The 26,033-nt window shown below is 75.5% G+C and carries 23 protein-coding genes and 1 riboswitch; of the genes, 13 read left to right on the top strand and 10 right to left on the bottom strand.

The genetic code is table 11. The features are described 5' to 3' along the window. Positions 1–116: 116 nt before the first annotated feature. From ACFVHV_RS27465 to ACFVHV_RS27440, 6 genes are all read left to right on the top strand, one after another. Positions 117–794 carry a uracil-DNA glycosylase gene (locus ACFVHV_RS27465; protein WP_359903447.1) on the top strand — a complete coding sequence of 226 codons (678 nt, stop codon included), beginning with the start codon at positions 117–119 and terminating at the stop codon, positions 792–794. Between the two features lie 126 nt (positions 795–920). Further along, complete coding sequence (locus ACFVHV_RS27460; protein WP_380354310.1) at positions 921–1,910, top strand: SCO1860 family LAETG-anchored protein; 990 nt, start codon at positions 921–923, stop codon at positions 1,908–1,910. 185 nt (positions 1,911–2,095) lie between these two features. Next, positions 2,096–3,118 carry a glutamine synthetase gene (gene glnII / locus ACFVHV_RS27455; RefSeq protein WP_359903441.1) on the top strand — a complete coding sequence of 341 codons (1,023 nt, stop codon included), beginning with the start codon at positions 2,096–2,098 and terminating at the stop codon, positions 3,116–3,118. A 294-nt stretch (positions 3,119–3,412) separates the two neighbouring features. Next, positions 3,413–4,510 carry an LLM class flavin-dependent oxidoreductase gene (locus tag ACFVHV_RS27450; RefSeq protein ID WP_359903438.1) on the top strand — a complete coding sequence of 366 codons (1,098 nt, stop codon included), beginning with the start codon at positions 3,413–3,415 and terminating at the stop codon, positions 4,508–4,510. Positions 4,511–4,662: 152 nt separating this feature from the next. Beyond that, positions 4,663–5,256: a hypothetical protein gene (locus ACFVHV_RS27445; RefSeq protein ID WP_380354306.1), complete on the top strand. Its 594-nt coding sequence runs from the start codon at positions 4,663–4,665 to the stop codon at positions 5,254–5,256. 96 nt (positions 5,257–5,352) lie between these two features. Then, positions 5,353–6,420 (top strand): cobalamin-independent methionine synthase II family protein, encoded by a 1,068-nt coding sequence (locus ACFVHV_RS27440; protein ID WP_380354303.1) that lies wholly within the window; start codon positions 5,353–5,355, stop codon positions 6,418–6,420. Positions 6,421–6,595: 175 nt separating this feature from the next. Here ACFVHV_RS27440 and cobC read toward each other — a convergent pair whose 3' ends face one another. Beyond that, positions 6,596–7,642, bottom strand: coding sequence for an Rv2231c family pyridoxal phosphate-dependent protein CobC (cobC, locus tag ACFVHV_RS27435; RefSeq protein ID WP_380354300.1), 1,047 nt, complete (start codon positions 7,640–7,642; stop codon positions 6,596–6,598). A gap of 56 nt (positions 7,643–7,698) precedes the next feature. Further along, entirely contained in the window at positions 7,699–8,241 is a 543-nt protein-coding gene (locus tag ACFVHV_RS27430; protein ID WP_380354297.1) for a cobalamin biosynthesis protein, read from the bottom strand. A gap of 391 nt (positions 8,242–8,632) precedes the next feature. Between ACFVHV_RS27430 and ACFVHV_RS27425 the strand changes: the two genes are divergently transcribed. The 3 genes from ACFVHV_RS27425 (at position 8,633) to ACFVHV_RS27415 (ending at position 12,029) form a co-directional block, all read left to right on the top strand. After that, a complete protein-coding gene (locus tag ACFVHV_RS27425; RefSeq protein WP_380354294.1) occupies positions 8,633–10,093 on the top strand; it encodes an MFS transporter in 1,461 nt (486 codons plus the stop codon). Then, the gene (locus ACFVHV_RS27420; RefSeq protein WP_380354291.1) at positions 10,090–11,121 is read left to right on the top strand and encodes a TolB family protein; all 1,032 of its coding nucleotides are present in this window, start codon (positions 10,090–10,092) and stop codon (positions 11,119–11,121) included. Before ACFVHV_RS27425 ends, ACFVHV_RS27420 begins: the two co-directional genes overlap by 4 nt. 83 nt (positions 11,122–11,204) lie before the next feature. After that, positions 11,205–12,029, top strand: a complete 825-nt coding sequence (locus tag ACFVHV_RS27415; protein WP_380354289.1) for a hypothetical protein — start codon at positions 11,205–11,207, stop codon at positions 12,027–12,029. Between the two features lie 138 nt (positions 12,030–12,167). On the opposite strand, the gene ACFVHV_RS27410 is transcribed toward ACFVHV_RS27415, so the two are convergent. Then, positions 12,168–13,109: an EamA family transporter gene (locus ACFVHV_RS27410; protein WP_380354286.1), complete on the bottom strand. Its 942-nt coding sequence runs from the start codon at positions 13,107–13,109 to the stop codon at positions 12,168–12,170. Between the two features lie 140 nt (positions 13,110–13,249). Between ACFVHV_RS27410 and ACFVHV_RS27405 the strand changes: the two genes are divergently transcribed. Both ACFVHV_RS27405 and ACFVHV_RS27400 read left to right on the top strand, forming a co-directional pair. Further along, positions 13,250–13,759 (top strand): MarR family transcriptional regulator, encoded by a 510-nt coding sequence (locus tag ACFVHV_RS27405; RefSeq protein ID WP_359903417.1) that lies wholly within the window; start codon positions 13,250–13,252, stop codon positions 13,757–13,759. A gap of 86 nt (positions 13,760–13,845) precedes the next feature. Next, the gene (locus ACFVHV_RS27400; protein WP_359903415.1) at positions 13,846–14,298 is read left to right on the top strand and encodes a hypothetical protein; all 453 of its coding nucleotides are present in this window, start codon (positions 13,846–13,848) and stop codon (positions 14,296–14,298) included. Between the two features lie 97 nt (positions 14,299–14,395). Here ACFVHV_RS27400 and ACFVHV_RS27395 read toward each other — a convergent pair whose 3' ends face one another. Beyond that, the gene (locus ACFVHV_RS27395) at positions 14,396–15,577 is read right to left on the bottom strand and encodes an FAD-dependent monooxygenase (RefSeq protein ID WP_380354282.1); all 1,182 of its coding nucleotides are present in this window, start codon (positions 15,575–15,577) and stop codon (positions 14,396–14,398) included. Positions 15,578–15,718: 141 nt separating this feature from the next. On the opposite strand from ACFVHV_RS27395, the gene ACFVHV_RS27390 reads away from it, so the two are divergent. Then, positions 15,719–16,306, top strand: coding sequence for a TetR/AcrR family transcriptional regulator (locus ACFVHV_RS27390; protein ID WP_380354279.1), 588 nt, complete (start codon positions 15,719–15,721; stop codon positions 16,304–16,306). 128 nt (positions 16,307–16,434) lie between these two features. On the opposite strand, the gene cpt is transcribed toward ACFVHV_RS27390, so the two are convergent. From cpt to ACFVHV_RS27360, 6 genes are all read right to left on the bottom strand, one after another. Continuing rightward, positions 16,435–16,971, bottom strand: a complete 537-nt coding sequence (cpt, locus tag ACFVHV_RS27385) for a chloramphenicol phosphotransferase CPT (protein WP_359903465.1) — start codon at positions 16,969–16,971, stop codon at positions 16,435–16,437. Positions 16,972–17,017: 46 nt separating this feature from the next. Then, positions 17,018–18,457: a cobyrinate a,c-diamide synthase gene (locus ACFVHV_RS27380; RefSeq protein ID WP_380354276.1), complete on the bottom strand. Its 1,440-nt coding sequence runs from the start codon at positions 18,455–18,457 to the stop codon at positions 17,018–17,020. 4 nt (positions 18,458–18,461) lie between these two features. Continuing rightward, entirely contained in the window at positions 18,462–19,067 is a 606-nt protein-coding gene (cobO, locus tag ACFVHV_RS27375; protein WP_049655361.1) for a cob(I)yrinic acid a,c-diamide adenosyltransferase, read from the bottom strand. A gap of 6 nt (positions 19,068–19,073) precedes the next feature. Next, positions 19,074–21,197: a putative cobaltochelatase gene (locus ACFVHV_RS27370; protein WP_380354272.1), complete on the bottom strand. Its 2,124-nt coding sequence runs from the start codon at positions 21,195–21,197 to the stop codon at positions 19,074–19,076. 172 nt (positions 21,198–21,369) lie between these two features. Further along, complete coding sequence (locus tag ACFVHV_RS27365) at positions 21,370–22,908, bottom strand: cobyric acid synthase (RefSeq protein WP_380354269.1); 1,539 nt, start codon at positions 22,906–22,908, stop codon at positions 21,370–21,372. Then, on the bottom strand, positions 22,905–23,897 hold the full coding sequence (locus ACFVHV_RS27360) for a cobalamin biosynthesis protein (RefSeq protein ID WP_359903398.1): 993 nt from the start codon (positions 23,895–23,897) through the stop codon (positions 22,905–22,907). Before ACFVHV_RS27360 ends, ACFVHV_RS27365 begins: the two co-directional genes overlap by 4 nt. 107 nt (positions 23,898–24,004) lie before the next feature. Then, positions 24,005–24,137, bottom strand: a riboswitch (cobalamin riboswitch). Between the two features lie 348 nt (positions 24,138–24,485). Between ACFVHV_RS27360 and ACFVHV_RS27355 the strand changes: the two genes are divergently transcribed. After that, the gene (locus ACFVHV_RS27355; RefSeq protein WP_380354266.1) at positions 24,486–25,592 is read left to right on the top strand and encodes an alpha/beta hydrolase; all 1,107 of its coding nucleotides are present in this window, start codon (positions 24,486–24,488) and stop codon (positions 25,590–25,592) included. The last annotated feature ends 441 nt before the right edge of the window (positions 25,593–26,033 follow it).

Here is a 26,033-nt window from a genome sequence, read left to right as displayed (position 1 = left end):
CGGACGCGGGCGGCTCGCTGGCGCACGGGCTGGTCGCGGACGAGGTGGCGGAGCTGGTGAAGGCGGGGCTGAGCCCGGCGCAGGCGCTGTCGGCGTAGGCCGATAGGGTGGCGACCATGGCACCGCGTCCACTGAACGAGATCGTCGAGCCCGGCTGGGCCACCGCCCTGGAACCCGTCGCCGGACGGGTCGCCGCGATGGGCGACTTCCTGCGCGCCGAACTGGCCGCAGGCCGAACCTACCTGCCCTCCGGCCCGAACGTGCTGCGGGCCTTCCAGCAGCCCTTCGCCGACGTGCGGGTGCTGATCGTCGGGCAGGACCCGTACCCGACGCCCGGCCACGCCGTCGGGCTCAGCTTCTCGGTGGCGCCGGAGGTGCGGCCGATCCCGGCGAGCCTGATCAACATCTACCGGGAGTACGGCACCGACCTGGGCCTGCCGCAGCCGTCCAACGGGGACCTCACCCCGTGGACGCAGCAGGGCGTGCTGCTGCTCAACCGCGTGCTCACCGTGCAGCCGCGCAAGAGCGGCCAGCACCGCGGCAAGGGCTGGGAGGCGGTCACCGAGCAGGCGATCCGGGCGCTGGTGGCACGCGGCGGCCCGTTGGTGGCGATCCTGTGGGGGAGCGACGCCCGCAACCTGCGCCCGCTGCTGGGCAACGTCCCGTCGGTGGAGTCGGTCCACCCCAGCCCGATGTCGGCCGACCGCGGCTTCTTCGGTTCGCGGCCGTTCAGCCGGGCGAACGAGCTGCTGGTGCGGCAGGGGGCGCAGCCGGTGGACTGGCGGCTGCCGTAGCAGAACTGGGTCAGCGCAGAACGCCAATCTCACTCCAACGAGTGAAATGACTTTCTGTGTTACTCATGTGACGGATTGTTCGAGAAGACTGGCGGCTCATCGTTTCATCTGTGTGGGGGTATCGCCATGTCTTCTCGCCGAATCGTTTCCGCCGCCGCGGCCACCGCCGTGGTGGCGAGCACCCTGCTCACCGCCGCGCCCGTCCACGCGGCCGAGCCCGCCCCGTCACCCGGCAAGGCGCGCGCCGTCACCGCCGAACTCGACCTGGACGTCAGCCTGTTGAACAAGGCGGTGGACGTCCCGGTGAACATCGCGCTGAACAAGGTGGAGTCGCCGGCGCAGCGCGACGGATCGATCCTGACGGCCACGGTGGCCGGGGTCGACCAGACCGGCCCGGTCGAGCTCGTCAAGGCCGACATCGGCAAGTCGGTGACCAGGGTCGACGCCAAGGGCGCCACCGCCTCCGTCAAGCTGGTCAACGCCGACGTGCACGCCCCCGGGCTGCCCACCACCGCGCTGCTCGGCCTGGAGGCGATGAGCGCCGAGGCGACCTGTCCGGTCGACGGGCAGCCGACCGCCGACGTGGTCGCGCCGGTCAAGCTCAGCGTGCTCGGCAAGCCGGTCACCGTCGGCGTGTACGGCCCGACCAAGGTGGACGTGCCGCTGGTCGGCAGCGTCTCGGTGGAGTTCTCCAAGAAGACCGTCACCACGACCACCGCCGCCGCCTCCGCCCTGGAGGTGCAGGTGGAGGTGAACCCGCTCAACCTGAACGTCGCCAAGGTCACCGGGAAGGTCACCGTCGCCTCGGTGAGCTGTGAGAAGCCCTCCGCGCCCTCGACCGCCCCGACCGGCCCGACCACCCCGACCGGCCCGGCCACCACGGGTACCGCGGGCACCGCGCCCGCCGCTCAGCCGGTCGCCGACACCACCACCTCGCGGGCCGCCGGTCCGCAGGCCGCGGTGGAGAAGTCGGAGAAGGCGGAGAAGCTGGCCGCCACCGGCGGCAGCAGTGCCACCGGCCCGCTCGCCGCGGGGGCCGCCGCCCTGGTCGCGGGCGGGGCGGCCGCGCTGTGGGCCACCCGGCGCCGTCGCGCCGCGCACGCCCGTCGTCACTGACCATGTCCGCGCCGTCACCGACGGCACCCGGAACGGCGGGAGTGCCACCCCCGGCACTCCCGCACCGTGACCGTGCCAATGCGGACGGTTGGTTCACATGCGCGTTACACGAGAGGAACAACCGGGAAACGGCGGCTTGCAACGCTACGCGGGCACCCACCACCCAGCAATGCGAGGGACACGACGTGGCAATCAAGGCCGAGTACATCTGGATCGACGGCACCAAGCCGACCGCGAAGCTCCGTTCCAAGACTCGCGTCCTGCCCAACGCCGACAAGATCCCCACCTGGGGCTTCGACGGTTCCTCGACCAGCCAGGCCGAGGGCCACGCCTCGGACCGCGTGCTGGACCCGGTGCGGGTGGTGCCGGACCCGATCCGCGGCGGCGACAACATCCTGGTCCTCTGCGAGGTCCTGGAGACGGACGGCACCCCGCACGTCTCCAACACCCGCGCCCTGCTGCGCGAGGTCGCCGAGAAGTACGCCGCGCAGGAGTCGATCTTCGGCATCGAGCAGGAGTACACCTTCTTCAAGGGCTCCCGCCCGCTCGGCTTCCCGGAGGGCGGCTTCCCGGCCCCGCAGGGCGGCTACTACTGCGGCGTCGGCGCCGAGGAGGTCTTCGGCCGCGAGATCGTCGAGCTGCACCTGGACCGCTGCATCGACGCCGGCCTGGCCATCTGCGGCATCAACGCCGAGGTCATGCCCGGCCAGTGGGAGTTCCAGATCGGCCCGGTCGACGCGCTGACCGTCTCCGACGACATGTGGATCGCCCGCTACCTGCTGTACCGCACCGCCGAGGAGTTCGGCATCGACGCCACCCTGGACGCCAAGCCGGCCCGGGGCGACTGGAACGGTGCGGGCGCCCACACCAACTTCTCCACCAAGGCGATGCGCGAGGGCTACGACGCCATCATCACCGCCTGCGAGTCGCTCGGCGCCTCCCAGGAGAAGGTGCTGGAGCACGTCAGCCAGTACGGCGACGACATCCAGTCCCGCCTCACCGGCAAGCACGAGACCGCCCCGTGGAACGTCTACAGCTACGGCGTCTCCGACCGCGGCGCCTCCGTGCGCATCCCGTGGCAGGTCGAGGTGGACAAGAAGGGCTACATCGAGGACCGCCGCCCGAACGCCAACGTCGACCCCTACGTCGTCACCCGCCTCCTGATCAACACCTGCTGCGCGGCCCTGGAGAAGGCCGGCCAGGTCTGATCCACCGCCGTACCCGGCCACCCGTACCACGTCACGCCCGCAGGCCCCCTCCCGGTGCAGGAGGGGGCCCGCGGGCGTTGCGGCGTCGGGGTGTCCGGGGGCGGGGCCGGGAGTCCGGGGGCTTGATCGGGGTGGGGGAGACGCGGAGAATCGGGGCATGACTGCTCCGGGCCGCCCCCTTCTCGTGCGCAGGCTGCACGTGGACCTGGGGCGGGTGTGGGCGGACGGGTGTCGCCGCGAGTGGGTTCCGACAACCGACCGCAGGCAGCACCGGCCCCAGGAGTGTGTCCGTCCATGGCTCTCACCTTCCACTGGTTCCTCCCCACCAACGGCGACAGCCGGCTGATCGTCGGCGGCGGGCACGGCTCCACGCCCGGCGCCGCCGGGTCGGACCGGCCACCGGGCATCGGCTACCTCGGCCAGATCGCCCGCAGCGCCGAGCAGTTGGGCTTCGAGGGCGTGCTCACGCCGACCGGGGCCTGGTGCGAGGACGCCTGGCTGACCACCGCGATGCTGAGCCAGGTGACCGAGCGGCTGAAGTACCTGGTGGCGTTCCGGCCCGGGCAGATCAGCCCGACGCTGGCCGCGCAGATGGCCGCGACCTACCAACGGCACTCCGGCGGGCGGCTGTTGCTCAACGTGGTGACCGGCGGGGAGTCCGCCGAGCAGCGCGCCTTCGGGGACTTCCTGGACAAGGACGCCCGGTACGCGCGGACCGGGGAGTTCCTGGACATCACCCGACGGCTCTGGGCGGGGGAGGCGGTCGACCACCACGGGCCGCACCTGCGGGTCGAGGGCGCGCGGCTGAACCGGCTGCCGGACCCGGTGCCGGCGGTGTACTTCGGCGGCTCCTCCCCGGCCGCCGGCGACGTCGCGGCCCGGTACGCGGACGTCTACCTGACCTGGGGCGAGCCGCCCGCCCAGGTCCGGGAGAAGATCCGCTGGATCCGCGAACTGGCCGCCGCCCGGGGCCGGACCGTCCGGTTCGGCATCCGCCTGCACGTGATCACCCGGGACACCGCCGCGCAGGCCTGGGCGGAGACCGAACGGCTGCTCGCCGCGATGGACCCGGCCCGGGTGCGGCAGACCCAACGGGCGCTCGCCGAGAGCGAGTCGGAGGGCCAGCGCCGGATGCTCGCGCTGCACGGCGGCTCCGCACAGCGGCTGGAGGTGTACCCCGGCCTCTGGGCCGGCATCGGCCTGCTGCGCGGCGGCGCCGGGACGGCACTGGTGGGCAGCCACCGGGAGGTCGCGGACCTGATCTGCGAGTACCACGCGCTGGGCATCGACGAGTTCGTGCTGAGCGGAATGCCGCACCTGGAGGAGGCGTACTGGTTCGGGGAGGGCGTGCTCCCGCTGCTCGCCGCCCGCAACCTGTGGGACCGCCCGTGACGCCGGGGGCCGGCGCGGGCCGGGCGGTGCGGCCGGGACGCCCCGGGGCTCCGCCCGGCCGATCGCGGCCGGGACACCCAGGGGCTCCGCCCGACCGATCGCGGCCGGCAAATCGCTGGTCAAGCGCCCTCGCCGGACCGAGAATTCATGGCATGACCCAGCAGCCCCTGCTCCTGCTCGACGTGGACGGACCGCTCAATCCCTACGCCGCGCCGAAGCGGAGGCCCGAGGGCTACGCCACCCACCGGCTGCGCCCCTCCTGGTGGGTGGCGAAGCAGGAGCACCTGGCGGCGGTCCAGGCCCGGCAGGCGACCCGCGCCAAGCACGCCAAGCCGCCCGCCGTCCGGGTCAAGCCGCTGCGGGTCTGGCTCAACCCCTCCCACGGCGAGGCGCTGCTGGCGTTGCCGTACGAACTGGTGTGGGCCACCGGCTGGATGGGCGAGGCGAACACCCACATAGGCCCGCACCTCGGCCTGCCCGAACTGCCGTACATCCGCTGGTCCGACCTGTTCGGGGTGAACGCGGACGGGCTGCACTGGAAGACCAGGGACGTGGTCGCCTGGGCCGCCGGGCGCCCGTTCGTCTGGGTGGACGACGAACTCGGCCCGCAGGACGAGGAGTGGATCGCCGCCCACCATCCCGGGCGGGCGCTGGCCCTGCACGTCACCCCCCGGATCGGCCTGCTGGCCGAGGACTTCGCCACGCTACGGGATTGGGCGGAGGGGTGTGCCGTTCCGGGGGCGTGAACGCAGAAGGGTGGGGCGCGCGGAGTGTGAACGCTCGGGCGGAATGCGCCGTGCGCCCCGTTGTGCTCGGGGCGCCGCCCTTTCTACCGTCCCGTCATGACCATTCTCACGGAGCCCATCGGCAGCATCCCCCGGCCGAGCACCCTGCTCAATGCCCTGACCGAAAACGCCGAAGGGCGGCTGTCCGACGCCGACCTGAAGAAGCTCCAGGACGAGGCCACCGCCGACACCCTGGCCAGGCTGGCGGAGCTCGGCTGCCCAGTCCTGGTGGACGGCGAGCAGGCCAAGCCGAGCTTCGTCACGTACCCCCTCGCCGGGCTGACCTCCCTCGCCGGGGACGGCGCCGTCATCCCCTTCGCCGACGGGCACACCCGGCAGCTCCCGCGGCTGACCGCCGGACCCTTCCGGTACCGCGTCCGTGCCGAGACCTACCTGCGCGAAGCCCTGCGCCACACCTCGCAGCCCGTCAAGCAGGCCGTCATCGCACCCTCCGCGCTCAGCCTGCTCTACCCGGCCGACGGCATCGACGGGTACTCGCGTGAGAACTTCCTGAAGGACCTGGCCGACGAGGCCGAGGCCGACATCCGCGGCTGCCTGGACGCGGGCGCCCACGTCGTCCAACTCGACTTCACCGAGGCCCGGTTGTCGCTCAAGCTGGACCCGTCGGGCAGCCTGCTGGACGACTTCGTGGCCCTCAACAACCAGGTGCTCGACCGGTTCACCGAGGAGGAGCGGGCCCGCCTCGGCGTGCACACCTGCCCGGGCGGGGACCAGGACTCCACCCACAGCCTGGACGTCGACTACGCCGAGCTGCTGCCGAAGCTCTTCCGGCTCAAGGTCGGCAACTTCTACGTGCAGCTGGCGAGCGAGGCCGACCCCGACCGCGTGCTCGCCGTCATCGCGGATCAACTCCGCCCCGGAATCCGGGTGTTCGTCGGGGTGACCGACCCGATCGACCCCAGGGTGGAGAGCCCGGAGGAGGTGCGCGACCGGGTGCTGGCCGCGGCCCGGCACATCCCGGTCGACCAGCTCGGCACGACCGACGACTGCGGATTCTCGCCGTTCGCCGACGACGCCTCCACCTCGCGGGACACCGCCTTCGCCAAGATCGCGGCGCGGGTGAAGGGCACCGCCATGGCGGCGGAGGCGCTCGGGCTCCGGTAGCGCTCGTCGCGTCGGTGCGGGCTGAGCTGTTTGCGCGTCGGGCCGGCCGGCCGCCTGGCCGTCCGTTCGTCAGTTCGGCTGCCCGTCCGCCCGTCCGCCCGTCCGGCCTGATGGGCGGACGGGCGCGGCGGACGGGCAGGCGGCGGGCGGCCGGAGGGCGCCGGTGTCGCGCCGGTCAGGCCGAACCGAGCACGGCCTCAAGGGCGTTGAGGAATCGGTCGGTGGTCTCCTCGTCCCGGACGGCGATCCGCAGCCACTCCTCGCCCAGCCCCGGGAAGGTGTCCCCGCGCCGGACGGCGAAGCCGTGCTCGCGCAACCGCTGCCGGACGGTCGCCGCATCCGGCAACCGGACCAGGACGAAGGAAGCGGCCGGCTCGCCGTACAGCCGCACCGACGGGAAGGCGGCCAGGCCCTTCACCAAGTGCTCGCGCCGGAGCGCCAGTTCGGCCGCGGCCAGCTCGGCCTCGGCGAGCGCCGCCGGGCCACTGCACACCTCGGCGGCGGCCAGTGCCGGGGTGGAGACCGGCCAGAGCGGCTGGGCGGCGCCGAGGTCGGCGATCAGCGGGGCGGGCCCGAGCACATAGCCGATCCGCAGTCCGGCCAGCCCCCAGGTCTTGGTGAGGCTGCGCAGCACGACGACCCGGCCGGGCAGATCCCGGACGGAGGCGAGGGACTCCCGCTCGCCCGGCACGGTGTCCATGAACGCCTCGTCCACCACCAGGGTGCGCCCGGGTCGGGCCAGCGCGGTGACGGCCTCGGCGGGGTGCAGCACGGAGGTCGGGTTGGTCGGATTGCCGAGGACGACCAGGTCCGCCTCCTCGGGGACGGCGCCCAGCCTGAACCCGTCCTCGGGGGAGAGCAGCACCCGGTGCACCCGGTGCCCGGCGTCCCGCAGGGCCGCCTCCGGTTCGGTGAACTGCGGGTGCACCACGGCGATGTGACGTGGAGTCAGAACCCTTGCCAGCAGGACGAAGGCCTCCGCGGCCCCCGAGGTGAGCAGCACCTCCTCGACCGGGCGGGCGTGCCGGGCGGCCACCGCGGCGCGAGCGGCGCTCTGGTCGGGGTAGGCGGCGAGGTCGCCGAGGGTGGCCGCGAGGTGCTCGCGCAGCCATGCCGGGGGAGTGCCGGTGCGGACGTTGACGGCGAGGTCGACCAGGCCGAGCCCGTCGGCGCGCACCTCGGCGTCGCCGTGGTGGCGCAGGTCGGGTTCGGGGGCGGTCACGCGGGGTCTCCTTGCGGGTGCTTCGGGTGCTTCGGGTTTCGGGCGGCTTGGGTGGCTCAGGTGGTTCGGCCGGTGCCGGTCGGGGCTGGTGGTGCCGGCTGTGCGGCCGGTGTCGGTGCCGGCGTCGGGGCCGGTGCCGGGGTCGGGGTCGGTGGCGGCGGGTCCGCGTCCACGTCGAGCGGCGCGAGGTGTCCGCGCGCCGCCGTCCGGGCGATCGCGACCGTGGCCCGCGCCGACTTCCGCTTGGTGACCACGAGCCGGCCGCCCGGCGCGCTCGCCAGTGCCGCCGCCTCGGCCACGCTTGCGGTGCCGACAGCCGTACCGACGGTGGCGGAGGGGTTCGGCACCGGCACGCCCGCCAGTACCTCGGGCGGGTGCTCGTCCACGGGCACCCCGGCGAGGTGGTCGGCCGCCCAGCGCACCGCCGGGTGGTCCGCCCTGCCCGTCACGGTGGCCAGCCGGGCCACGGCGGATGGCGTCAGGCCGGTCTCCCGGAGGGTGTCCGTGAGCAGTCGCAGGACCTCGGTCCGTTCGGCGCCGCTGCTCGCGCCGATCCCCACCACCAGAGTGCGGGGGGCGCCGGCGACCGGTTCGCTCACGTGCCGCACCTTTCGTCCCGAACTCCGGTGATCCCACCACGCCCGGCCGGAACGGGTCAATCGCGGTGGGTGTGACGTCCGACGCCGGTCCTCCGTCGGTGCCGGGTCCGCCGTCCGTGCCGGGTCCGCCGTCCGCGCCGTCCGCCCCGGGTCCGCCGCGGCGCGGCAGCTGTTCGCCTGTTCTTCATCTGCGTTGTGCGGTACACGACACCACGGCGCTTCTACTGTTCTCGGCGCTCCCGCCCAGGAATCCCCGACCTCCGGAGGACCCCATGGCCTTCGCACGACTGCGCGCCCCCGGAACCCTCGCCCCCGGCAGCCGCCCCCGGCCCCGTCCCCGGCCGCGCTCCGCGGCCGCCGTCGGCCGCACCGGAATCCGGAACTGACGGCCGTGTACGTCGCGGACTCGCGCAGCTCGAAGGTCCCCGCCGGGCCGTCCCCCGCCGGGCCGTCCCCCGCCGGGCCGTCCCCCGCCGCGCCGGCCACCGCCGGGCCGGCCGCGGGCCCGGTGCGGCGGGGCGCCGTGCCCGGGGCGGTGGTCGCCCTCGGTGCGGTCAGCCTGGTCACCGACATCTCCTCGGAGATGGTCACCGCCGTCCTCCCGCTCTACCTGCTCACCGGTCTCGGCCTCTCCCCGCTCGGCTTCGGTCTGCTCGACGGCATCCAGAACGGCTTCAGCGCACTGGTCCGGCTGGTCGGCGGCCACCTCTCCGACCGCCGCGGCCGCGACGGCGCGGCCCGCCACAAGACCGTCGCGGCCGTCGGGTACGGGCTGTCCGCGCTGTGCCGGCCGCTGCTGCTGTTCGTCCACACCGTGCCGCTGATCGGCGCCGTGATCGCCGTCGACCGCACCGGCAAGGGCCTGCGCACCGCCCCCCGGGATGCGATGATCTCGCTCGCCACCGAACCCGCCCACCGCGGCCGGGCGTTCGGGGTGCACCGGGCGATGGACACGGCCGGCGCCCTGCTCGGGCCGCTCACCGCGTTCCTGGTGCTGCGGCTGGCCGGCGGCCCGCTGCTCGCCGATGGCGGCGAGCGGCACGGCTACGACGCGGTGTTCGCGGTCAGCGCGTGCGTCGCGGCGCTCGGGGTGCTGATCCTGCTGCTGTTCGTGCCGAACCGGCAGCAGGGTGACGACTTGTCGACTTCCGCCCCCTCGCTGCGCGACAGCCTCACCCTGCTGCGGCTGCCGGGGCTGCGCCGGCTGACGCTCTGCGCCGTCCTGCTCGGCCTCACCACCGTCAGCGACTCCTTCCTCTACCTGCTCGTCCAGCGCCGGCTGGACCTGCCCGTCGGCCTCTTCCCGCTGCTGCCGCTGGGCACCGCCGCCGCCTTCCTGCTGCTCGCCGTCCCGCTCGGCGCGCTCGCCGACCGGATCGGCCGCCACCGGCTCTTCCTCGCCGGGCACGGGGTGCTGCTGCTCGCGTACGGGCTGCTGCTGTCACCGCTGCGCGGGCTGCCGGCGGTGCTCTGCGTGCTGGTGCTGCACGGGACCTTCTACGCGGCCACCGACGGCGTGCTCGCCGCCGCGGCCGCCGACGCCGTACCCGCCGAGCAGCGCGGCGCCGGGCTCGCCCTGGTCGGCACCGGACAGGCGCTGGCCCGGTTCGCCTGCTCGCTGCTGTTCGGCGCGCTGTGGGGGGTGGTCGGCGGCCCGGCGGCGCTGGGCTGGTCGGCGGGGGCGCTGGGGCTGTGCGTGCTCGGCGCGGCGGCGGTGCTGCGCCCGTCCGGACCCGCCGCGGGGCCGGCCGGGCCCGTCACGGGGCGGCCCGGGCCCGCCGCCGGTCAGCCCGTCCCCGTTGCGGAGCAGCCCGGACCCGTCGCCGCGAAGACCCCGGAGGAGACCCGATGAACCTGCGGAACCGCACCAGGATGATCATCCTGCTGGTCGCCGTCGTGCTGCTCGGCGCGGTCGGCACCGGGGCCGTGCTCAACGCCGCCGACCGCACCGCCCGCCGGGACCAGGCCCAGCCCGGCGGGCCGTCCGTCACGCCCGGCCCGGTGTCACTACAGGTGCAGTCCGGCGGACGACAGCTGTTGTTCCGCAACATGGCCTGGGGCCCGCACCGGGACGAGATCACCTCCGTCGCCGCTGATCGGCCCGACGGCCCGCGCACCGCCTCCGGCGTCCAGTGCCTGCGCTTCCACGCCGCCGCCGGCACCGGCATCTGCCTCCAGGCCCAGCACGGCGCGCTGGAGGACACCTACCGCGCCGTCGTCCTGGACGACCACCTGCGCGAGCTCCGCTCGTTCCCGGCGGCCGGCATCCCCACCCGCTCCCGGGTCTCCCCGTCCGGGCACCTCGCCGCCTGGACGGTCTTCGTCAGCGGCGACTCGTACGCGGGCAGCGACTTCTCCACCCGCACCTCGATCGTGGACGTCCGGGACTGGAACCTGCGGGAGAACCTGGAGGACTTCTCGGTCGTCCTGGACGGCCACCCGTACCAGGCGCACGACATCAACATCTGGGGCGTCACCTTCGCCGACGACACCACCTTCTACGCCACCCTCGCCAGCGCCGGGCGGACCCACCTCGTCCGCGGCGACCTCGCCGCCCGCACCCTCACCACCCTGCACGACAACGTCGAGTGCCCCTCGCTCTCCCCGGACGGCACCCGCGTCGCGTACAAGAAGCGCGCTCCCGGCCTGCCCGCCGACGCCCCGTGGCGGCTGTACGTGCTCGACCTCGCCACCATGACCGAGACCGCCACCGCCGAGCAGCGCAACATCGACGACCAGGCGCTCTGGTCCGGCGGGGGCACCCTGGTCTACGCCCTGCCCGGCGACTACGGCGCCGACCTGTGGACCGTCCCGGCGGACGGTTCGGGCAGCGCGCAGCCGGTCACCAGGGCTGCGGTCGCCCCCGCCTACCTGGGCTGAGGAACTCTCGGCTACGGTCCCACGTCGAGCAGAGTGCGACGTCCTGATCAGGCGTCCTGAACGAACGGGGGAGCGAGACAACCGTGGACGGCATTCCACCCGAGCGCACGGTGACCGACTCCTGGCCCGCGCTGCACGGCCGCCCGGTCCTGCGGCGCACCGTCGCCGTCGGGCTGGTGCTCTGCGTGTCCGTCGCCGCCGCCCTCGTGGTGCGCGGCGTCAACGCGCTCACCGCCGGCGGCACCGGCCGCGAGACCGACCGCGACCGCGCCGAACGCCTGGCCGGCCTGCACCCGTCCCAGCATCCCGGCGTCGGCCGCTTCTACGTCCCGGTCGGCGCCGTCTACACCCACACCTCCGGCGGCGCCCCGGTCGCCTACCTGCACTACCGCCTCGGCGGCGGCAGGGCCCCCGGCCTCGGTGACTTCCTCAGTGCCTACGACCTCCCCTCACCCGGGCCGGCCGCCCCGCTCCCGGCCGACCTGCTCGCCGCCCTCGGCGGCGACGAGCCGGCCGAGGCCCCGGAGCTCCCCGAGTCCGCGCCGACGCCCGCGCCCGGCCCGTCCGCCACCGCCGACCCCGCCGCCGCGCCCACCGAGAGCCCGTCCCCGGACGCCGAGCCCACCGACCCGGCCGGGCCCTCCGACCCCACCGCCGCCGCCCCGGACTCCGGCGACCCCGATGCCGACCCCGAGGACCCCGCCGTCGAACCGGCCCCCGCGGCCGCCCCGGACGAGCCCACCCCCGACGACCCCGCCCCCGCCCCGCTCCCCACCCCGACCTGGACCCCCACCCCGACCCCCACCGACCTCCCCACCCACGCCCCCACCGCCCGCCGCATCTACGTCGCCACCATCCCCGGCGGCCTGCCCGGCGCCGCCGACATCTACATCCGCGCCACCGGCTGACCCGCCGCCCGGGGGCCGGGTTCCGCCGTCCGCGCGGCCCGTCCGTCGTCGCTCGCCGCCCGCCGAACACGCCTGCGCCCCGCCGGGACGGCGGGGCGCAGGCGTTCAGGGAGATGCCGGCCTGGGGGAGGAGCCCGGTCAGCGGGCGGTGGCCGGTTCGGGCCGGGGGGTGGGCGCGGTGGTCGGTGCCGGTGCCGGTGCCGGTGCCGGGGTGCGGCGGGCGGGGGCCTGGCCGACGAGCATGGCGGCGAGGGCGAGGAGAAGGCCGAGGAGCTGCCAGGGGGTGAGGGTCTGGCCGAGGACGACGAGGCCGCCGAGGGTGGCGACGACCGGGTTGATCAGGCCGAGGAAGGATGCCGGGCCGGCGCCGAGGTGCTCGATGCCGCGGAACCAGAGGAAGTAGCCGAGCGCGGTGCCGAACAGGCCGAGGTAGGCGAAGCCGGCCAGGTTGGCGGCGCTGAGGGCGGGCGGCGCGCCCTCGACCACGGCGGCGAGCGGCACGAGGAAGACCGAGCCGGCCAGGAGCTGCCAGGCGGTGAGGTCGAGCAGGGTGGCGCCCTCGGGGCGGCCCCAGCGGCGGGTGAGGACGGTGCCCATGGCCATCAGGGAGATCCCGGCGACCATCGAGGCGATCCCGACGCCGTCCAGCCGGGCGCCGCTCTTGAGCACCAGCAGGGCCACTCCGCCGACCCCGACCAGTCCCGCGATCACCGCCCGCCGTCCGGGCCGCACCCGCAGCACGCCGATCGAGAACCCGGCGACGAGCAGCGGCTGGATCGCCCCGATGGTGGCGGCGACGCCGCCGGGCAGGCGGTACGCGCCGACGAACATCAGCGGGAAGAACAGCCCGATGTTGAGCATCCCGAGTGCGGCCGCGCGCCCCCACCAGCGCCCCTTGGGAAGTCGGCGGCCGATCAGCAGCAGGAGCAGTCCGGCCGGCAGGGCGCGCAGGGCGGCGAGCAGCAGCGGGCGGCCCTCGGGCAGCAGCTGGGTGGTGACGAGGTAGGTGGTGCCCCACGCGGCCGGGGCGAGTGCGGCGGTGACGGCGATCCCCGCGCGCTTGCGGTCCATGACGGCCATGACGTCCCCCTGAACGTTGATTATCTGAACGTTGAGATACTTTCTACGCCCAGGATCGGAGAACGTCAAGTATGTGAATGTTAAGATATCTGCGTTGGACGGAAGGCTTCGGAACGGACGGCCCCGGGAGGGCGGCGGACATGCAGCAGCGCGACACCGTGGACGACATCGTCGAGCAGTGGGCCCGGGCCCGCCCCGACCTGGACGCCGGGCCCATGGCCCTGATCGGCCGGCTCCGACGGCTCAACGTCCGGGTCGACAACGCCCTGCGCGAGTACTTCACCGCCTGCGGCCTGGACTCCTCCGAGTTCGACGTGCTGGCCACGCTGCGCCGCTCCGGGGAGCCGTACGAGCTCAACGCCCGCGCGCTGCTCAAGTCCGCGATGGTCACCTCCGGCGCCATCACCAACCGGGTCGACCGGCTGTCCGCCAAGGGCCTGGTCGAGCGCAACCCGTGCCCGAGCGACCGCCGCGCCGTCCTGGTCCGCCTCACCCCGGCCGGCAAGGAGCTGATCGACGGCGCCCTGGCCGGCCACGTCGGCAACGAGGAACGCATCCTCTCGGCCCTCGACGCGGACGAGCGCACCCGGCTCGACGCCCTGCTGCGCAAGCTGCTCATCGCGCACGGGGACACCGAGCCGCTCCTCTGAACCGGGGCCGGGTGCGCCGCGCCGCGTGTCCGGCCGTGTCCCGGCCGCGTTGTCCTCTGCGGAAGCCCAGCGGAGGAGAGACCCCGATGAACGAGAAGACGCCCAGGGACATCGCCGTCGACGACCAGCTGCGGGCCGCCGGCGCGGAGGGCGCCCGGTGGCTCACCGCCTCCGGGTGGGGGCCGCCCGTCAGGGTGCCGCTGCAGCACGCGGCGAAGTGGCAGCAGGAGACCCGGGCCCGGATGCTGGCGGCCCAGCAGGACGAGTCCTGCACGTGGTGCGACCACCTGCTGCACGGCGGCCCCCAGCCCGTCGTCGTGCACGCGGAACACCCGACCCACCTGATCTGCCGCGCCTGCTCGGTCGCCGCCCGCCCCCGCCGCGTCTGCCTGGACTGCGGGGAGCCGGCCTCCTCCGAGTCCCCGGCCGACGGGCGCGAGGACGTCTTCATGGGCGCGGTGGCGATCTACACCCGGCTGCGCTGCGTCGCCTGCCACCGGTCCGACCCGCTCGACGGCACCTTCGGCAAGCTCGCCTGACGGCCGCCCGGACCCCGCCCCCGCGCCTGCCCCGGCCGCGGCTCCGAGAGCCGCGGCGGACGTGCTCGGTGGACGTGTGCGGCGGAGGGCGGTCCCCTCACGCCGCCCCGCCCGGGGTCGGCGGCCGCCAGTTGTACGTCCGGGCCGCGCGGCTCAGCAGGGCGCGGGCGGGGAGGAGGCCGGCGAGGGTGAGGGCGGTGGTGCGCAGGAAGGCGGCGGCGGGGGAGCGGAGGGCGACGAGGTCGCCGATGCGGCGGGAGCCGGCGACGACGGCGGTGGTGCGGGGGAGCCGGGCGGCGGTGTAGGCGGGCAGGGCGGCGGCGGGGTCGGTGCCGGGGGTGAGCGGGGAGGCCAGGACGAGGGCGTCCTCGATGGCCTGGCAGGCGCCCTGGCCCTGGAAGGGGCACATCGCGTGGGCGGCGTCGCCGAGGAGGGCGACCCGGCCGTGGTGGTGGGCTGGCAGCGGGTCGGCGAGGTCCCGGACGTCGTGGCGCAGGACCCGCTCGGGCTCGGCCAGGGCGAACAGTTGCGGTACGGGGGCGCACCAGTCGCCGTACCGGCGCAGGAGTTCGGCCCGCTCGTCCCCGTCGGCGGCCCGTTCACCGGCCGGGGCGAGGGCGGCGCCGTACACGTAGACCCGGCCGTCGGCGAGCGGGACGATTCCGGCGAGCTTCCCGCGGCCCCACACCTCGCCGGCGGCGGCCGGGAGGCGGCCGGGGGTGACGATGGTGCGCCAGGTGGTGAACCCGCTGTAGCGGGGGCCGGGGTGCTGGGGGAAGAGCAGGTTCCGGGTCGCGGAGTGGATGCCGTCGGCGGCGACGACCAGGTCGGCCGTCTCCTCCCCGTCGGCGGTGCGGACGACGGCGGGCCCGGTCGTGCTGCCGGGGGTGACGAGGGTGGCGGGCGAGCCGGTGCGGACGGTGCCCTCCGGGAGCGCGTCGACCAGGGCGGTGATGACGTCGGCGCGGGCGACGGCGGCGATGGTGTCGCCGAAGCGGGCCTCGAAGGCGGACGTGCTGGTGCGGACGAGCCAGCGGCCGGAGGGGTGGCGCAGGCCGACGGCGGGGTGCGGGGTGGCGAGGGCGCGCAGGTGCCCGCCGATGCCGAGCCGGTCGAGGCAGCGCAGGGCGTTGGGGGCCAGGGCGAGTCCGGCGCCGACGGGTTCGAGGGAGTCGGCGCGCTCGTGGACGCGGACGGGGACGCCCTGTCGGTGGAGGGCGAGGGCGGCGGCGAGGCCACCGATGCCGCCGCCGATGACGATCGCCTGGTGCAGGCCCATGAGGGAGCTCCTCTTCTCGCGCGCTCTGGCCACTACAGGTGTAGTGTCCGGCGCACCGGACGGTACTACACGTGTAGTGAGTCGTAAACTACGGCTGTAGTGAGTTGGGGGAGCCTCTTCGGAAAGGCCATGATCGGACCCATGACACCCCCGCGCCCGACCCTGATCGCCGACGCCGCCATCGACCTGATCGCCGACGCCGGCCTGCGCGGGCTCACCCACCGCGCCGTGGACGACGCGTCCGGCCTGCCCGCCGGCTCGACCTCCAACCTCGCCCGGACCAGGGCCGCCCTGCTGGAGCTCGTGCTCACCCGGATCGTCGAGCGGGAGACCGCCGACTACCCGGTCCTCGTCGAGGGCGAGCTGCCGGCGGCCGCCGTCCCGCCGCGCGAGCTGCTGGCCGAGGTCGGCGCCGAGGTGCTCTTCCAGGCACTCACAGGTGGCCGCCGGATCACCTTGGCCCGCCTGGAGCTCGCCCTGGAGGCCACCCGCAGGCCCGAACTGCGCTCCCTCTACGACCGGCTGGGCGCGCGCTTCGCCCAGCGCGCCGCCGAGCTGCTCGCCGCCGCCGGTTCGGGCGACCCGACGGGGGACTCCCGCCGGTTGATCCGCTGGTGCGACGGCGTGCTGTTCAACGCGACGGCCGGCAGCGGGCACTGGCACGTGCCGATGCCCGAGGAACTGCGCGAGGAGATCGACCGCTACCTCGCCGTGCTGCTCGACCGGTAGGCCCGGGATCCGGCGGCGCCGGCGGCGGTCCGGGCCGTCGACCCGGCGCTCGCCGCCGTCGTCACCCGCGCGCCGGCCATCGGCCCGGAGCAGCGCCCGGCGGACGGTACCGCCCGGCCGGCGGCGGCTCAACCGTCGGACGCCACCCGCCCGGCGACGAGCCGGGCGCAGTCGTCCACCGAGGCCCGCGAGGTGTCGACGACCAGGTCGTAGGCGACGCCCTGGTGCACCGCCGAGGCCTGCGCGGCGGCCATTCCGGCCGCCCGGTCGCCGCGCGCGGCCTCTCGCGCCGCGGCCACCGCAGGATCGCAGCGCACCCCGACCCAGAGCACGTCCAGACCCTCCAGCGCCGCCCGCCACCGGGCCTGCGAAGCGGCGCCGCCGAGGAACACCTCGTCCACCACGATCCGCGCCCCGGCCCGGGCCATCGCCGCCACCCCGAGCGTCCAGGCGGCGTCCAGCGCGGCGAAGACCGGGCCGACCTCCACCGTCCCGTTCCCGCCCTCCAGCCCGCCGATCCCCTCGCCGCCGTCGCGCAACGACGCCGGCAGCGCGTCGACCATGGTGTCCGCGCCGAGGTGCAGCCACGGGTCCGGCAGAACTTCCTGCAGGCGCCGGGCGATGCTCGACTTGCCGGAGCTGGACCCGCCGTTGAGAACGATCACATGCATGGGCGGATCCTATGGCCGCACACCCCGCGGCGTCGCCGCGTTATCCGGGGGTGCCCCAGGGGGCGGGACGAGCCGCGGACTGCACGCCTCCGGCCGCTCCCGCCGCGAAGCCCGCTCCCGCCGCGAAGCCCGCCGCCGCGGCCGTGAAGGAGGACGCCAGCGCCGGCGCGCCCGCCCAGTGCAGGTGCAGGTAGGAGGCGTGCACGTTGCCGCCCGCGAAGCCCTCGGTGCGGGGGCCGGTGGGAAGGCGCCAGCCCCAGGCCGGGAGTTCGCCCGCCCCGGGTTCGCAGACCGTGCGGTGGAACTCGTGGCCGCGCAGCCTGGTGCCGGCCGGGCCCAGCGGGGAGTCGTGCAGGGCGACCGCCTCCCGGTAGCCGAGGGTGAGCCGCTCGGTCATCCGGGCGTCGGTGGCCAGCACGCCGCACATCGGCAGGCCGTCCAACTCCCGCCCCAGGTAGAGCAGTCCGGCGCACTCGGCGGCGATCGGCCCGCCCGCGGCGGCGAACCCGGCGATGGCGGCGCGAAGTTCGGCGTTGCCGCTCAACTCGCGCACGTACAGCTCCGGGAAGCCGCCGCCGATCACCAGGCCGGCCGTGTTCTCGGGCAGCGACGAGGCGTGCAGCGGGTCGAACGGGACCACCTCCGCGCCCGCCGCGCCGAGCAGTTCGGCGTTCTCGGCGTACGAGAAGGAGAAGGCCGCGCCGCCCGCCACCGCGATCCGCGGCCGGCCGGCCACCGGGGTGACCTCGGCCGACGGGTCCCACGGTTCGGCGTCCAGGTCCGGTGCCGTCCGGGCGAGTTCGAGCAGGGCGTCCAGGTCGACCGAGGAGGCCACCAGTTCACCCATGTCGGCGACCGCCCGCAGGGCCTGCGCCGAGCGCTCCACCGCCGGGATCAGCCCGAGGTGGCGGGACGGCGTGGCGACCGCCGCGGAGCGGCGCAGCGCGCCCAGCACCGGCACGCCGGAGCCCTCCTCCAGGGCCTCGCGCAGGAGCTGCTCGTGCCGGTCGGAGGCGACCCGGTTGAGGATCACTCCGGCGAGCCGCACCTGCGGGTCCCAGGAGGCGAAGCCGTGCACCAGCGCGGCCACCGAGCGGGACTGCGAGGAGCCGTCCACCACCAGCACCACCGGCGCCCGCAGCAGCTTGGAGACGTGCGCGGTGGAGGCCAGCTCCCCGCGCCCGGAGGCCCCGTCGAACAGGCCCATGACCCCCTCGACCACCGCGACGTCCGCCCCCGCCGCGCCGTGCAGGAACAGCGGTGCGATCCGCTCCGGCCCGCACAGGAAGGCGTCCAGGTTGCGGCCCGGGCGCCCGGCGGCGAGCGCGTGGTAGCCCGGGTCGATGTAGTCGGGGCCGACCTTGTGCGGCGACACCGCCAGCCCGCGCGCGGCGAGCGCCGCGATCAGGCCGGTGGCGACGGTGGTCTTGCCGGCGCCCGAGGAGGGCGCGGCGACGACGAGGCGGGGGACGGTGCTCAACGGCCTACCACTCGATACCGCGCTGGCCCTTGCGGCCGGCGTCCATGGGGTGCTTGACCTTGGTCATCTCGGTGACCAGGTCGGCGAATCCGGTCAGCGCCTCGGGCGCGTACCGGCCGGTGATGACGACGTGCTGACTGCCCGGACGGTCCTTGAGCACGGCCACCACCTCGTCCGGGTCGACCCACCCCCAGTGCATCGGGTAGGTGAACTCGTCCAGCACGTAGAAGCGGTAGGTCTCGGCCGCGAGGTCCCGCTTGACCTGCTCCCAGCCCTCCTTGGCCGCCTCCTCGCTGGACATCTCCTGCTCGGCGGAGCGCTGGATCCAGGACCAGCCGGAGCCCATCTTGTGCCAGTCGACGGTGCCGCCCTCGCCGGAGGCGCCGAGCACGCGCAGCGCGTTCTCCTCGCCGACCTTCCACTTGGCGGACTTCACGAACTGGAACACCCCGACCGGCCAGCCCTGGTTCCAGGCCCGCAGCGCCATGCCGAACGCGGCCGTGGACTTGCCCTTGCCGGGGCCGGTGTGCACGGCGGTGATCGGCAGTGTGCGGCGCTGACGGGTCGTCAGGCCGTCGTCGGGGACGCTCTCGGGGACACCCTTGGGCATGTCGGCTCAGGCCGCCTTTCGCATCGCGGTGGTTGCACGGTTCGCAGAACGGTTGTCGGACCGGCTCTCGCGGACGAGCGAGGCCACGCCCTCGGCGCGCAGCTCGTCCAGGCCGACGGCGGTGCCGCCGAGCAGCCCGGCCAGGGTGCGGGCCAGGCCCAGGCGGACCGGGCCGGACTCGCAGTCCAGCACCACGCTCGCCGTGCCCTGCGCCGCGAACAGCGCGGCCGCGCGGTGCGAGCGGGCGAGCGCGTCCCGCCCGCCGGTGGCCCGGCCGTCGGTCACCACGACCAGCAGCGGGCGCCGGCTCGGGTCGCGCAGCCGCTCCACCCGCAGCACCTCGTGCGCGCGCAGCAGGCCGGCGGCCAGCGGGGTCCGCCCGCCGGTGGGCAGCGACTCCAGCCGGGCCGCGCCGACCTCCACCGAGGAGGTGGGCGGCAGCGCCAGCTCGGCACCCGCGCCCCGGAAGGTGATCATGCCGATCTTGTCGCGGCGCTGGTAGGCGTCCATCAGCAGCGACAGCACCGCGCCCTTGACGGTGGTCATCCGCTGCCGGGCGGCCATCGACCCGGAGGCGTCCACCACGAACAGCACCAGGTTGGACTCCCGCCCCTGACGCACCTGTTCGCGGAAGTCGTCCTTGTGCACCACCAGCGCGCGCCCGCTGCGCCCGCGCGCCGCCTGGTGCGGCGCGGCGGCCTGGAGGGTCGCGGTCAGGTGCAGCCGGCCGAGCGCGCCCTGCGGGCGGCGGGCGCGGATGGTGTGCCCGCCGGTGGTCTCGGCGGGGGAGCGGCGGCCCTGGGCGCCGTGCCCGGTGCCCTTGACGGTGAACAGCTGGGTCCGGTACGGGTCCCCGGCCGCAACCGGCGCCGACTCCCGTGCGGGGGAGGGGTGTTGGGCGGGCACGGGCTGCTGCGCCGGCTCCTCGGGGCCCTCGGGGGAGGGTGCCTCGGGGGCCGGCGGCTCGGGAGCGGACCCCTCGGGGCCGCCGTCGGACGGCTCGGGCGCGCCGCCGCCGTCGGGGCCGCCCCCGTCCGGACCGCCCTCCGGCCCGTCGCCGTCCGGCCCGTCGCCGTCCGGGCCGGATCCGTCGCCCTCGGGCTCCGGCTCCTCCTGCTGCGCGTGCTCCTCCAGCGTCCGGTCCAGCTGCTCCTCGTCCAGCCCCGGCGCGTCGAAGGGGTTGCGGCGGCGCCGGTGCGGCAGCGCCAGCCGCGCCGCCTTGCGGACGTCCTCCTCCTGCACCTCGGTGCGCCCGTCCCAGGCCGCCAGTGCGACGGCCGTGCGGGCCATCACGATGTCGGCGCGCAGCCCGTCCACCTCGAACGCGGCGCACACGGCGGTGATCTGACGCAGCGCCACATCGGTCAGCTCGACCTTGGGCAGCAACTCCCGCGCCGCGACGATGCGTTCGGCGAGAGCCCGCTCCTCCTCGGCGAACCGCTCGGCGAAGCCGGCCGGGTCCGCGTCGTAGGCGAGCCGGCGGCGGACCACCTCGGCGCGCTCGGCCGGATCCCGGGTGGCGGCGATCTCGACGGTCAGGCCGAACCGGTCGAGCAGCTGCGGCCGCAGCTCGCCCTCCTCCGGGTTCATCGTGCCCACCAGCAGGAACCGGGCCGCGTGGCGCACCGACACGCCCTCGCGCTCGACGTAGGAGCGGCCCATCGCGGCGGCGTCCAGCAGCAGGTCCACCACGTGGTCCTGGAGCAGGTTCACCTCGTCGATGTAGAGCACGCCGCGGTGCGCCCTCGCGAGCAGCCCGGGCTCGTACGCCTTGACACCCTCGGCCAGCGCCCGCTCCAGGTCGAGCGAGCCGACGATCCGGTCCTCGGCCACGCCGACCGGCAACTCGACCAGCTGGGCCGGCCGTTCGGAAGCGGGCGGGGAGACGTGCGGCCCGTCCGGGCACTGCGGGTCGGGCGCGGCCGGGTCGCAGGCGAAGCGGCAGCCGTCCACGGTGGCGATGGACGGCAGCAGGCCGGCCAGCGCGCGCACCATGGTCGACTTCGCGGTGCCCTTCTCACCGCGCACCAGCACGCCGCCCACGGCCGGGGAGACCGCGTTCAGCAGCAGCCCGAGCCGCAGGTCGGCCATGCCGACGATCGCGGTGAACGGATAGCGGACGTCACTCATGCCGTACCCCACTCCTGTCGTGCCCGGTTCCGCGGCACCGTCCGGTCCTGTGATCCTGCCCGGTTCCGTGATCCTGCCCGGCTTCGTGATCCTGCCCGGCTTCGTGATCCTGCCTGGTCCCGTGATCCTGCCCGGCTCTGCTGCCGTAGCCGGCACTGCCGCCGTACCCGGCTCATGCGTCACTCCCAGGGGCCCCGGGCGGGACGAACGGCAGCGATCCGGCCGCCGGCACCCCGCCCTCGATCAGCTTCCACAGCGCGTCGGTGTCGGCGTGCTCCTCGATCAGGTCGCCCAGCCGGTCCAGCCGGGCCTCGCGCGCCGCGGCGAAGGAGGTGTCCGGGGCCGGGACGAACGCCCGGCCCGACAACGCGGCGACCTCGCGCAGGAGTTCGCGGCGGAACCCGTCGTTCTCCAGCGCGCCGTGCCAGGTCGTGCCCCAGACCGGGCCCACCCGGCAGCCGTCCAGACTCCGCCCCCGGCCGTCGGAGACGAACGTGTCCCCGCCCTCGACGGTGACCACCCCGTGGTGGATCTCGTAGCCCTCCACCCGCTGCCCGAACGCCTCGCCGACCGGCCGCGCCAGCACCTTCTCGGCGCCGAACCGCACCTGCGTCGGCAGCAGGCCGAGGCCCTCGACGGCCCCCGCCTTCGACTCGACCTCGTCCACGATCGAGCGCGCCAGCATCTGGTAGCCGCCGCAGACCCCGAGGACCGGCAGCCCGGCCGCCGCCCGCGCCCGCAGCGCCGGCTCCAGGCCGCGCTCGCGCAGCCAGGCGAGGTCGGCGACGGTGGCCCGGGTCCCGGGCAGCACCACCAGGTCGGCGTCGGCCAGCTCCTCCGGGCGGGTCGCCCAGCGCACCAGCACGCCCGGCTCCTGCGCGAGCGCGTCCATGTCGGTGAAGTTGGACAGCCGCGGGAAGCGCACCACGGCCACCCGCAGCACGTCCGCGCCGTACGGCCCGGGCCCGTCCGCCCGGTCCACCACCGTCGACAGGTCCAGCGAGTCCTCGGCGTCCAGCCAGAGCCCGGGCAGCATCGGCAGCGTGCCCAGCACCGGACGGCCGGTCAGCCCGTGCAGCATCTCCAGCCCGGGCGCGAGCAGCCGCGCGTCACCGCGGAACTTGTTGACGAACCAGCCGGCCACGTGCCGCTGGTCCTCCGCCGACAGCAGCGCCAGCGTCCCGTACATCGCCGCGAAGACCCCGCCGCGGTCGATGTCCCCGACCACCACCACCGGCAGGGCGGCGGCCGTCGCCAGGCCCATGTTGGCGATGTCGCGGTCGCGCAGGTTGATCTCGGCGGGCGAGCCCGCGCCCTCGCAGACCACCACGTCGTAGCGGCCGCGCAGGTCCGCCAGGCACTCCAGGGCACGCTCCAGCAGGACGGGCTTGCGCTCGCGGTAGTCCAGCGCGCCCACCTCCGCCACCGGCCTGCCGAGCAGCACCACCTGGCTGCGGCCGTCCGCGCCCGGCTTGAGCAGCACCGGGTTCATCGCCGCCTCCGGCTCCACCCGGGCGGCCTGCGCCTGCATCGCCTGGGCGCGGCCGATCTCGGCGCCGTCGGCGGTGACGAAGGAATTGAGCGACATGTTCTGCGCCTTGAACGGCGCGACCCGCACGCCCTGGCGGACGAGCCAACGGCAGATCCCGGCCGTCACCACGCTCTTGCCCGCGTCCGAGGTCGTCCCCGCGACCAGCAGCGCCTTGCTCATGCCCGTCCCCTCTTCCTCAGCAGCATCCGCAGCAGGACGTGCCCCGCGACCGTCGTACCCAGCGCCAGTGCGCCCACCCGCCGGGAGAGCGCACAGGCGCGCTCGATGTCGTCCACCGTCACCGGCCGCAGCTCCGCACCCAGCACGGGCCGGTGCTCCACCCGCTCGCCGTACCGCAGCGCCCCGCCCAGCCGTACGCCCACCGCGCCGGCGAACGCCGCCTCGGCCTGGCCCGCGTTCGGGCTCGGGTGCGCGGAGCCGTCGCGCCGCCAGACCCGCCAGGCCGTACGGGGCTCGGGCGCGGCGGCCACCGTCAGCAGCGCCGTCAGCCGGGCGCCCGGCCAGCCCGCCAGGTCGTCCAGCCGGGCCGAGGCCCAGCCGAACCGGGCGTGGCGCGGTGAGCGGTGACCCACCATCGCGTCCAGGGTGTTCACGGCGCGGAAGGCCAGCAGGCCGGGCGTGCCGGCCAGGGCGCCCCAGGTCAGCGCGTTCACCACGGCGTCGGCGGTGTTCTCGGCCACCGACTCGACCACCGCCCGGGCGATCTGCTGCCCGTCCAGCGCGCTCGGGTCCCGCCCGCACAGGTGCGGCAGCCGCTCCCGGGCGGCCGCGAGGTCGCCCGCGGCCAGCGAGCGGCCGATGGTGCGCGCCTCCCGGGTCAGCGAGGTGCCGCCGAGCACCGTCCAGGTCGCGGCCGCCGCCAGCACCGCCCGGCCCAGCGGACGCCGGCCCACCGTACGGTCCAGGGCGAGCGCGCCCGCCGCGACCGCGCCCACGCACAGCGCCGTGTACCCGGCCCCCGCGCCGCGGTCGTCGCGCCACAGCCGACGCTCCAGCCGGGTCGCGGCGCTGCCGAAGACGGCCACCGGATGGCCCCGGCGGGGGTCGGCGAAGCGGGCGTCGGCGACATGGCCCGCGACGGCGCCGAGCGCGAACGCGGCGGCGCGGGCCAGCGGGCGCGGCGAGGAGGAGGGCCCGAGCGGGGTCATCGGGGGCACGGCGGAAGGCAGCTCGGAGTCCGGTGGGGCGGGGCAGCCTGCATCGCGTGCGTGTCCTCACTCAGGGTCCGCGCCCTGGATCGACGTGACGGGGGCGAGAGTCTCCTGGCTTCCGGGTCGAACGCACCCCCGGAGCCTTCCAGCGGCCGTCGACGGCCGCCGTGGCGATGTTCCGAGCGTGCTCCCCGGTGACAGTGGCGGGACCGCGCCGGAATTCCACCGGCTTCCTCTCCATGCCTCCGTTTGGCCCCAGGATCCCATCACGGGCCCGAACCGGGAGTCAACCGAGGTCACGGAGGGGTTGGTCACACGCGGACGCCGCCGACGCGCCGGGGGATCGCCGGCGCGGGGCCGCCCTCCACCGGGAACACCACGTCCCCTCCCACCGGGGCACCGCCGGCTCCGCCGCCCCGCCCTCACCACCGACACCCCTGCCGCCCGCTCCCGGCACCTCCTCGGCGCCGCCGGGCCGCCGCCCGGGTGACCCGGACGGCCCAGCCCGGTGGCCGGGCGGACGGAGCGCCGGTGAACTGGTGCCCGAACACCGTCCGGTCCGTGAGCAACAGAGCGGGGAGCGAAATGCGTTGGGGAACCGCCGCCGTCGTGGCGGCCGCCGCGGTCGGGGCCGCCGTGCTGGTGATCGGCCGTCGGGCCTCCGAGCGGACGGTCCGTCCGGTGGCCGCCGTCCCGAAGTCCGGGCCGGTCCTGGTCCGCGGCCTCGCCCCCGGCCGCGTCACCTTCACCCGCGGCCCCGAGAGCCTGCGCCCCGGCCGCTGGGCGGTCGAGTGGGCGGACGGCGGGCACGCGGTCGTCGAGGAGGTCCTGCACAGCGACGAGCGGGGCGTCACCCGCCGGCTGCTCCGCGCCGACCGGGGCACGCTCACCCCCGGCACCGAGGTCCGCTTCACCCCCCGGGTCCACCTCGGCGACCCCACCGAGGCACTCGGTCTCCCCTTCACCGACACCACCGCCGACGGCGAGCTCGGCGCCCTTCCCGCCTGGCGGCTCGACGGCAAGCGCGGCACCTGGGTGATCCTGGTGCACGGCCCCGAGGCCGACCGCCAGCAGACCCTCCCGGTGCTCCCCGTCCTCGACCGGCTCGGCCTGCCCGCCCTCGCCGTCACCTACCGCGGCGACCAGGGCGCCCCCGCCTCCCCGGACGGGCTCAGCCACTTCGGCGAGACCGAGTGGCGCGACATCGAGGCGGCGGTACGGCTGGCGCTCGACAGCGGCGCGGGCAAGGTGATCCTCTACGGCTGGTCGGTCGGCGCGACCACGGCCCTCCAGACCGCGGCCCGCACCGCGTGGCCGCACGCCGTCAGCGGCCTCATCCTCGACTCGCCGGTGCTCGACCTCCCGGTCTCCGCCCGCCGGGACGCCGCCCGGGCCGGGTTCCAGGGCGTCGCCGCCGAGCTCGGGGCCCTGGCCGCGGAGGGCCGCACCGGCGTCGACCTCGCCGACTTCGCCCGCATCGCCGACGGCACCGACCTGCGGGTGCCCACCCTTCTCCTGCACAGCCCCGAGGACCGGATCGCGCCCTTCGGCAGCGCCGAGAAGCTGGCCGCCGCCCGTCGCGACGTGGTCAGCCTCCAGGCCTTCCCCGGTGCCGACCACGCCGCCCTCTGGAACACCGCTCCCGACCGGTACACCGAACTGCTCCGCCGCTGGCTCACGCCGCTGCTGTAGGGCGCCGCCGGCGGGTCCTCGCCGGAACGTCTCCCGGACGTGCCGCGGTCGGTGCTCCGCTTCCGCCCCTGCGGATCGGAACGCGGCCCCACCGCCGAGGTCCGAGCCGGCCCGTTGGTTCGACCCGTCGACCCGTCGACCCGTCGACCCGATCCGTCCGATCCGTCCGACAGGGTCCGCGAGGCCCGCAAGACCCACGGGCCGCGCCCTCGCCCCCCTCCGCGCGCGGGCGTTTCCGGCTGGGCCGCGCCGGCTTTTCCGGCGCGCTTCCCCCCTGCCCACGAATGAACGTTTCCCCCATTCCGCCGTAGGCGCGCGGGAAAGAGGCCCGGGAGGACACAAGCGCCCCCCGCAAACCCCCCCCCCCCCCCCAACCCGCCGGATAACGCCCAGAAAACACCACCCGGAGAAGGCCGGCAGGGGTTACCCCAAGCGCCGCGG

Origin of the sequence: Kitasatospora sp. NPDC127116 (assembly GCF_042677365.1) — a bacterium.
Taxonomy (GTDB): Bacteria; Actinomycetota; Actinomycetes; order Streptomycetales; family Streptomycetaceae; genus Kitasatospora; species Kitasatospora lactacystinica.
The sequence above is the reverse complement of the archived record's forward strand: the minus strand, read 5'-3'. Positions and strand labels throughout refer to the sequence as shown.

Excerpts from the sequence above, each read along its gene's own strand:
- ACFVHV_RS27465 (WP_359903447.1), top strand. The coding sequence starts at position 117 with ATGGCACCGCGTCCACTGAACGAGATCGTCGAGCCCGGCTGGGCCACC.
- ACFVHV_RS27460 (WP_380354310.1), top strand. The coding sequence starts at position 921 with ATGTCTTCTCGCCGAATCGTTTCCGCCGCCGCGGCCACCGCCGTGGTG.
- ACFVHV_RS27450 (WP_359903438.1), top strand. The coding sequence starts at position 3,413 with ATGGCTCTCACCTTCCACTGGTTCCTCCCCACCAACGGCGACAGCCGG.
- ACFVHV_RS27445 (WP_380354306.1), top strand. The coding sequence starts at position 4,663 with ATGACCCAGCAGCCCCTGCTCCTGCTCGACGTGGACGGACCGCTCAAT.
- ACFVHV_RS27440 (WP_380354303.1), top strand. The coding sequence starts at position 5,353 with ATGACCATTCTCACGGAGCCCATCGGCAGCATCCCCCGGCCGAGCACC.
- ACFVHV_RS27420 (WP_380354291.1), top strand. The coding sequence starts at position 10,090 with ATGAACCTGCGGAACCGCACCAGGATGATCATCCTGCTGGTCGCCGTC.
- ACFVHV_RS27410 (WP_380354286.1), bottom strand. The coding sequence starts at position 13,109 with ATGGCCGTCATGGACCGCAAGCGCGCGGGGATCGCCGTCACCGCCGCA.
- ACFVHV_RS27405 (WP_359903417.1), top strand. The coding sequence starts at position 13,250 with ATGCAGCAGCGCGACACCGTGGACGACATCGTCGAGCAGTGGGCCCGG.
- ACFVHV_RS27400 (WP_359903415.1), top strand. The coding sequence starts at position 13,846 with ATGAACGAGAAGACGCCCAGGGACATCGCCGTCGACGACCAGCTGCGG.
- ACFVHV_RS27395 (WP_380354282.1), bottom strand. The coding sequence starts at position 15,577 with ATGGGCCTGCACCAGGCGATCGTCATCGGCGGCGGCATCGGTGGCCTC.
- ACFVHV_RS27390 (WP_380354279.1), top strand. The coding sequence starts at position 15,719 with ATGACACCCCCGCGCCCGACCCTGATCGCCGACGCCGCCATCGACCTG.
- cobO (WP_049655361.1), bottom strand. The coding sequence starts at position 19,067 with ATGCCCAAGGGTGTCCCCGAGAGCGTCCCCGACGACGGCCTGACGACC.
- ACFVHV_RS27370 (WP_380354272.1), bottom strand. The coding sequence starts at position 21,197 with ATGAGTGACGTCCGCTATCCGTTCACCGCGATCGTCGGCATGGCCGAC.
- ACFVHV_RS27365 (WP_380354269.1), bottom strand. The coding sequence starts at position 22,908 with ATGAGCAAGGCGCTGCTGGTCGCGGGGACGACCTCGGACGCGGGCAAG.
- ACFVHV_RS27360 (WP_359903398.1), bottom strand. The coding sequence starts at position 23,897 with ATGACCCCGCTCGGGCCCTCCTCCTCGCCGCGCCCGCTGGCCCGCGCC.
- ACFVHV_RS27355 (WP_380354266.1), top strand. The coding sequence starts at position 24,486 with ATGCGTTGGGGAACCGCCGCCGTCGTGGCGGCCGCCGCGGTCGGGGCC.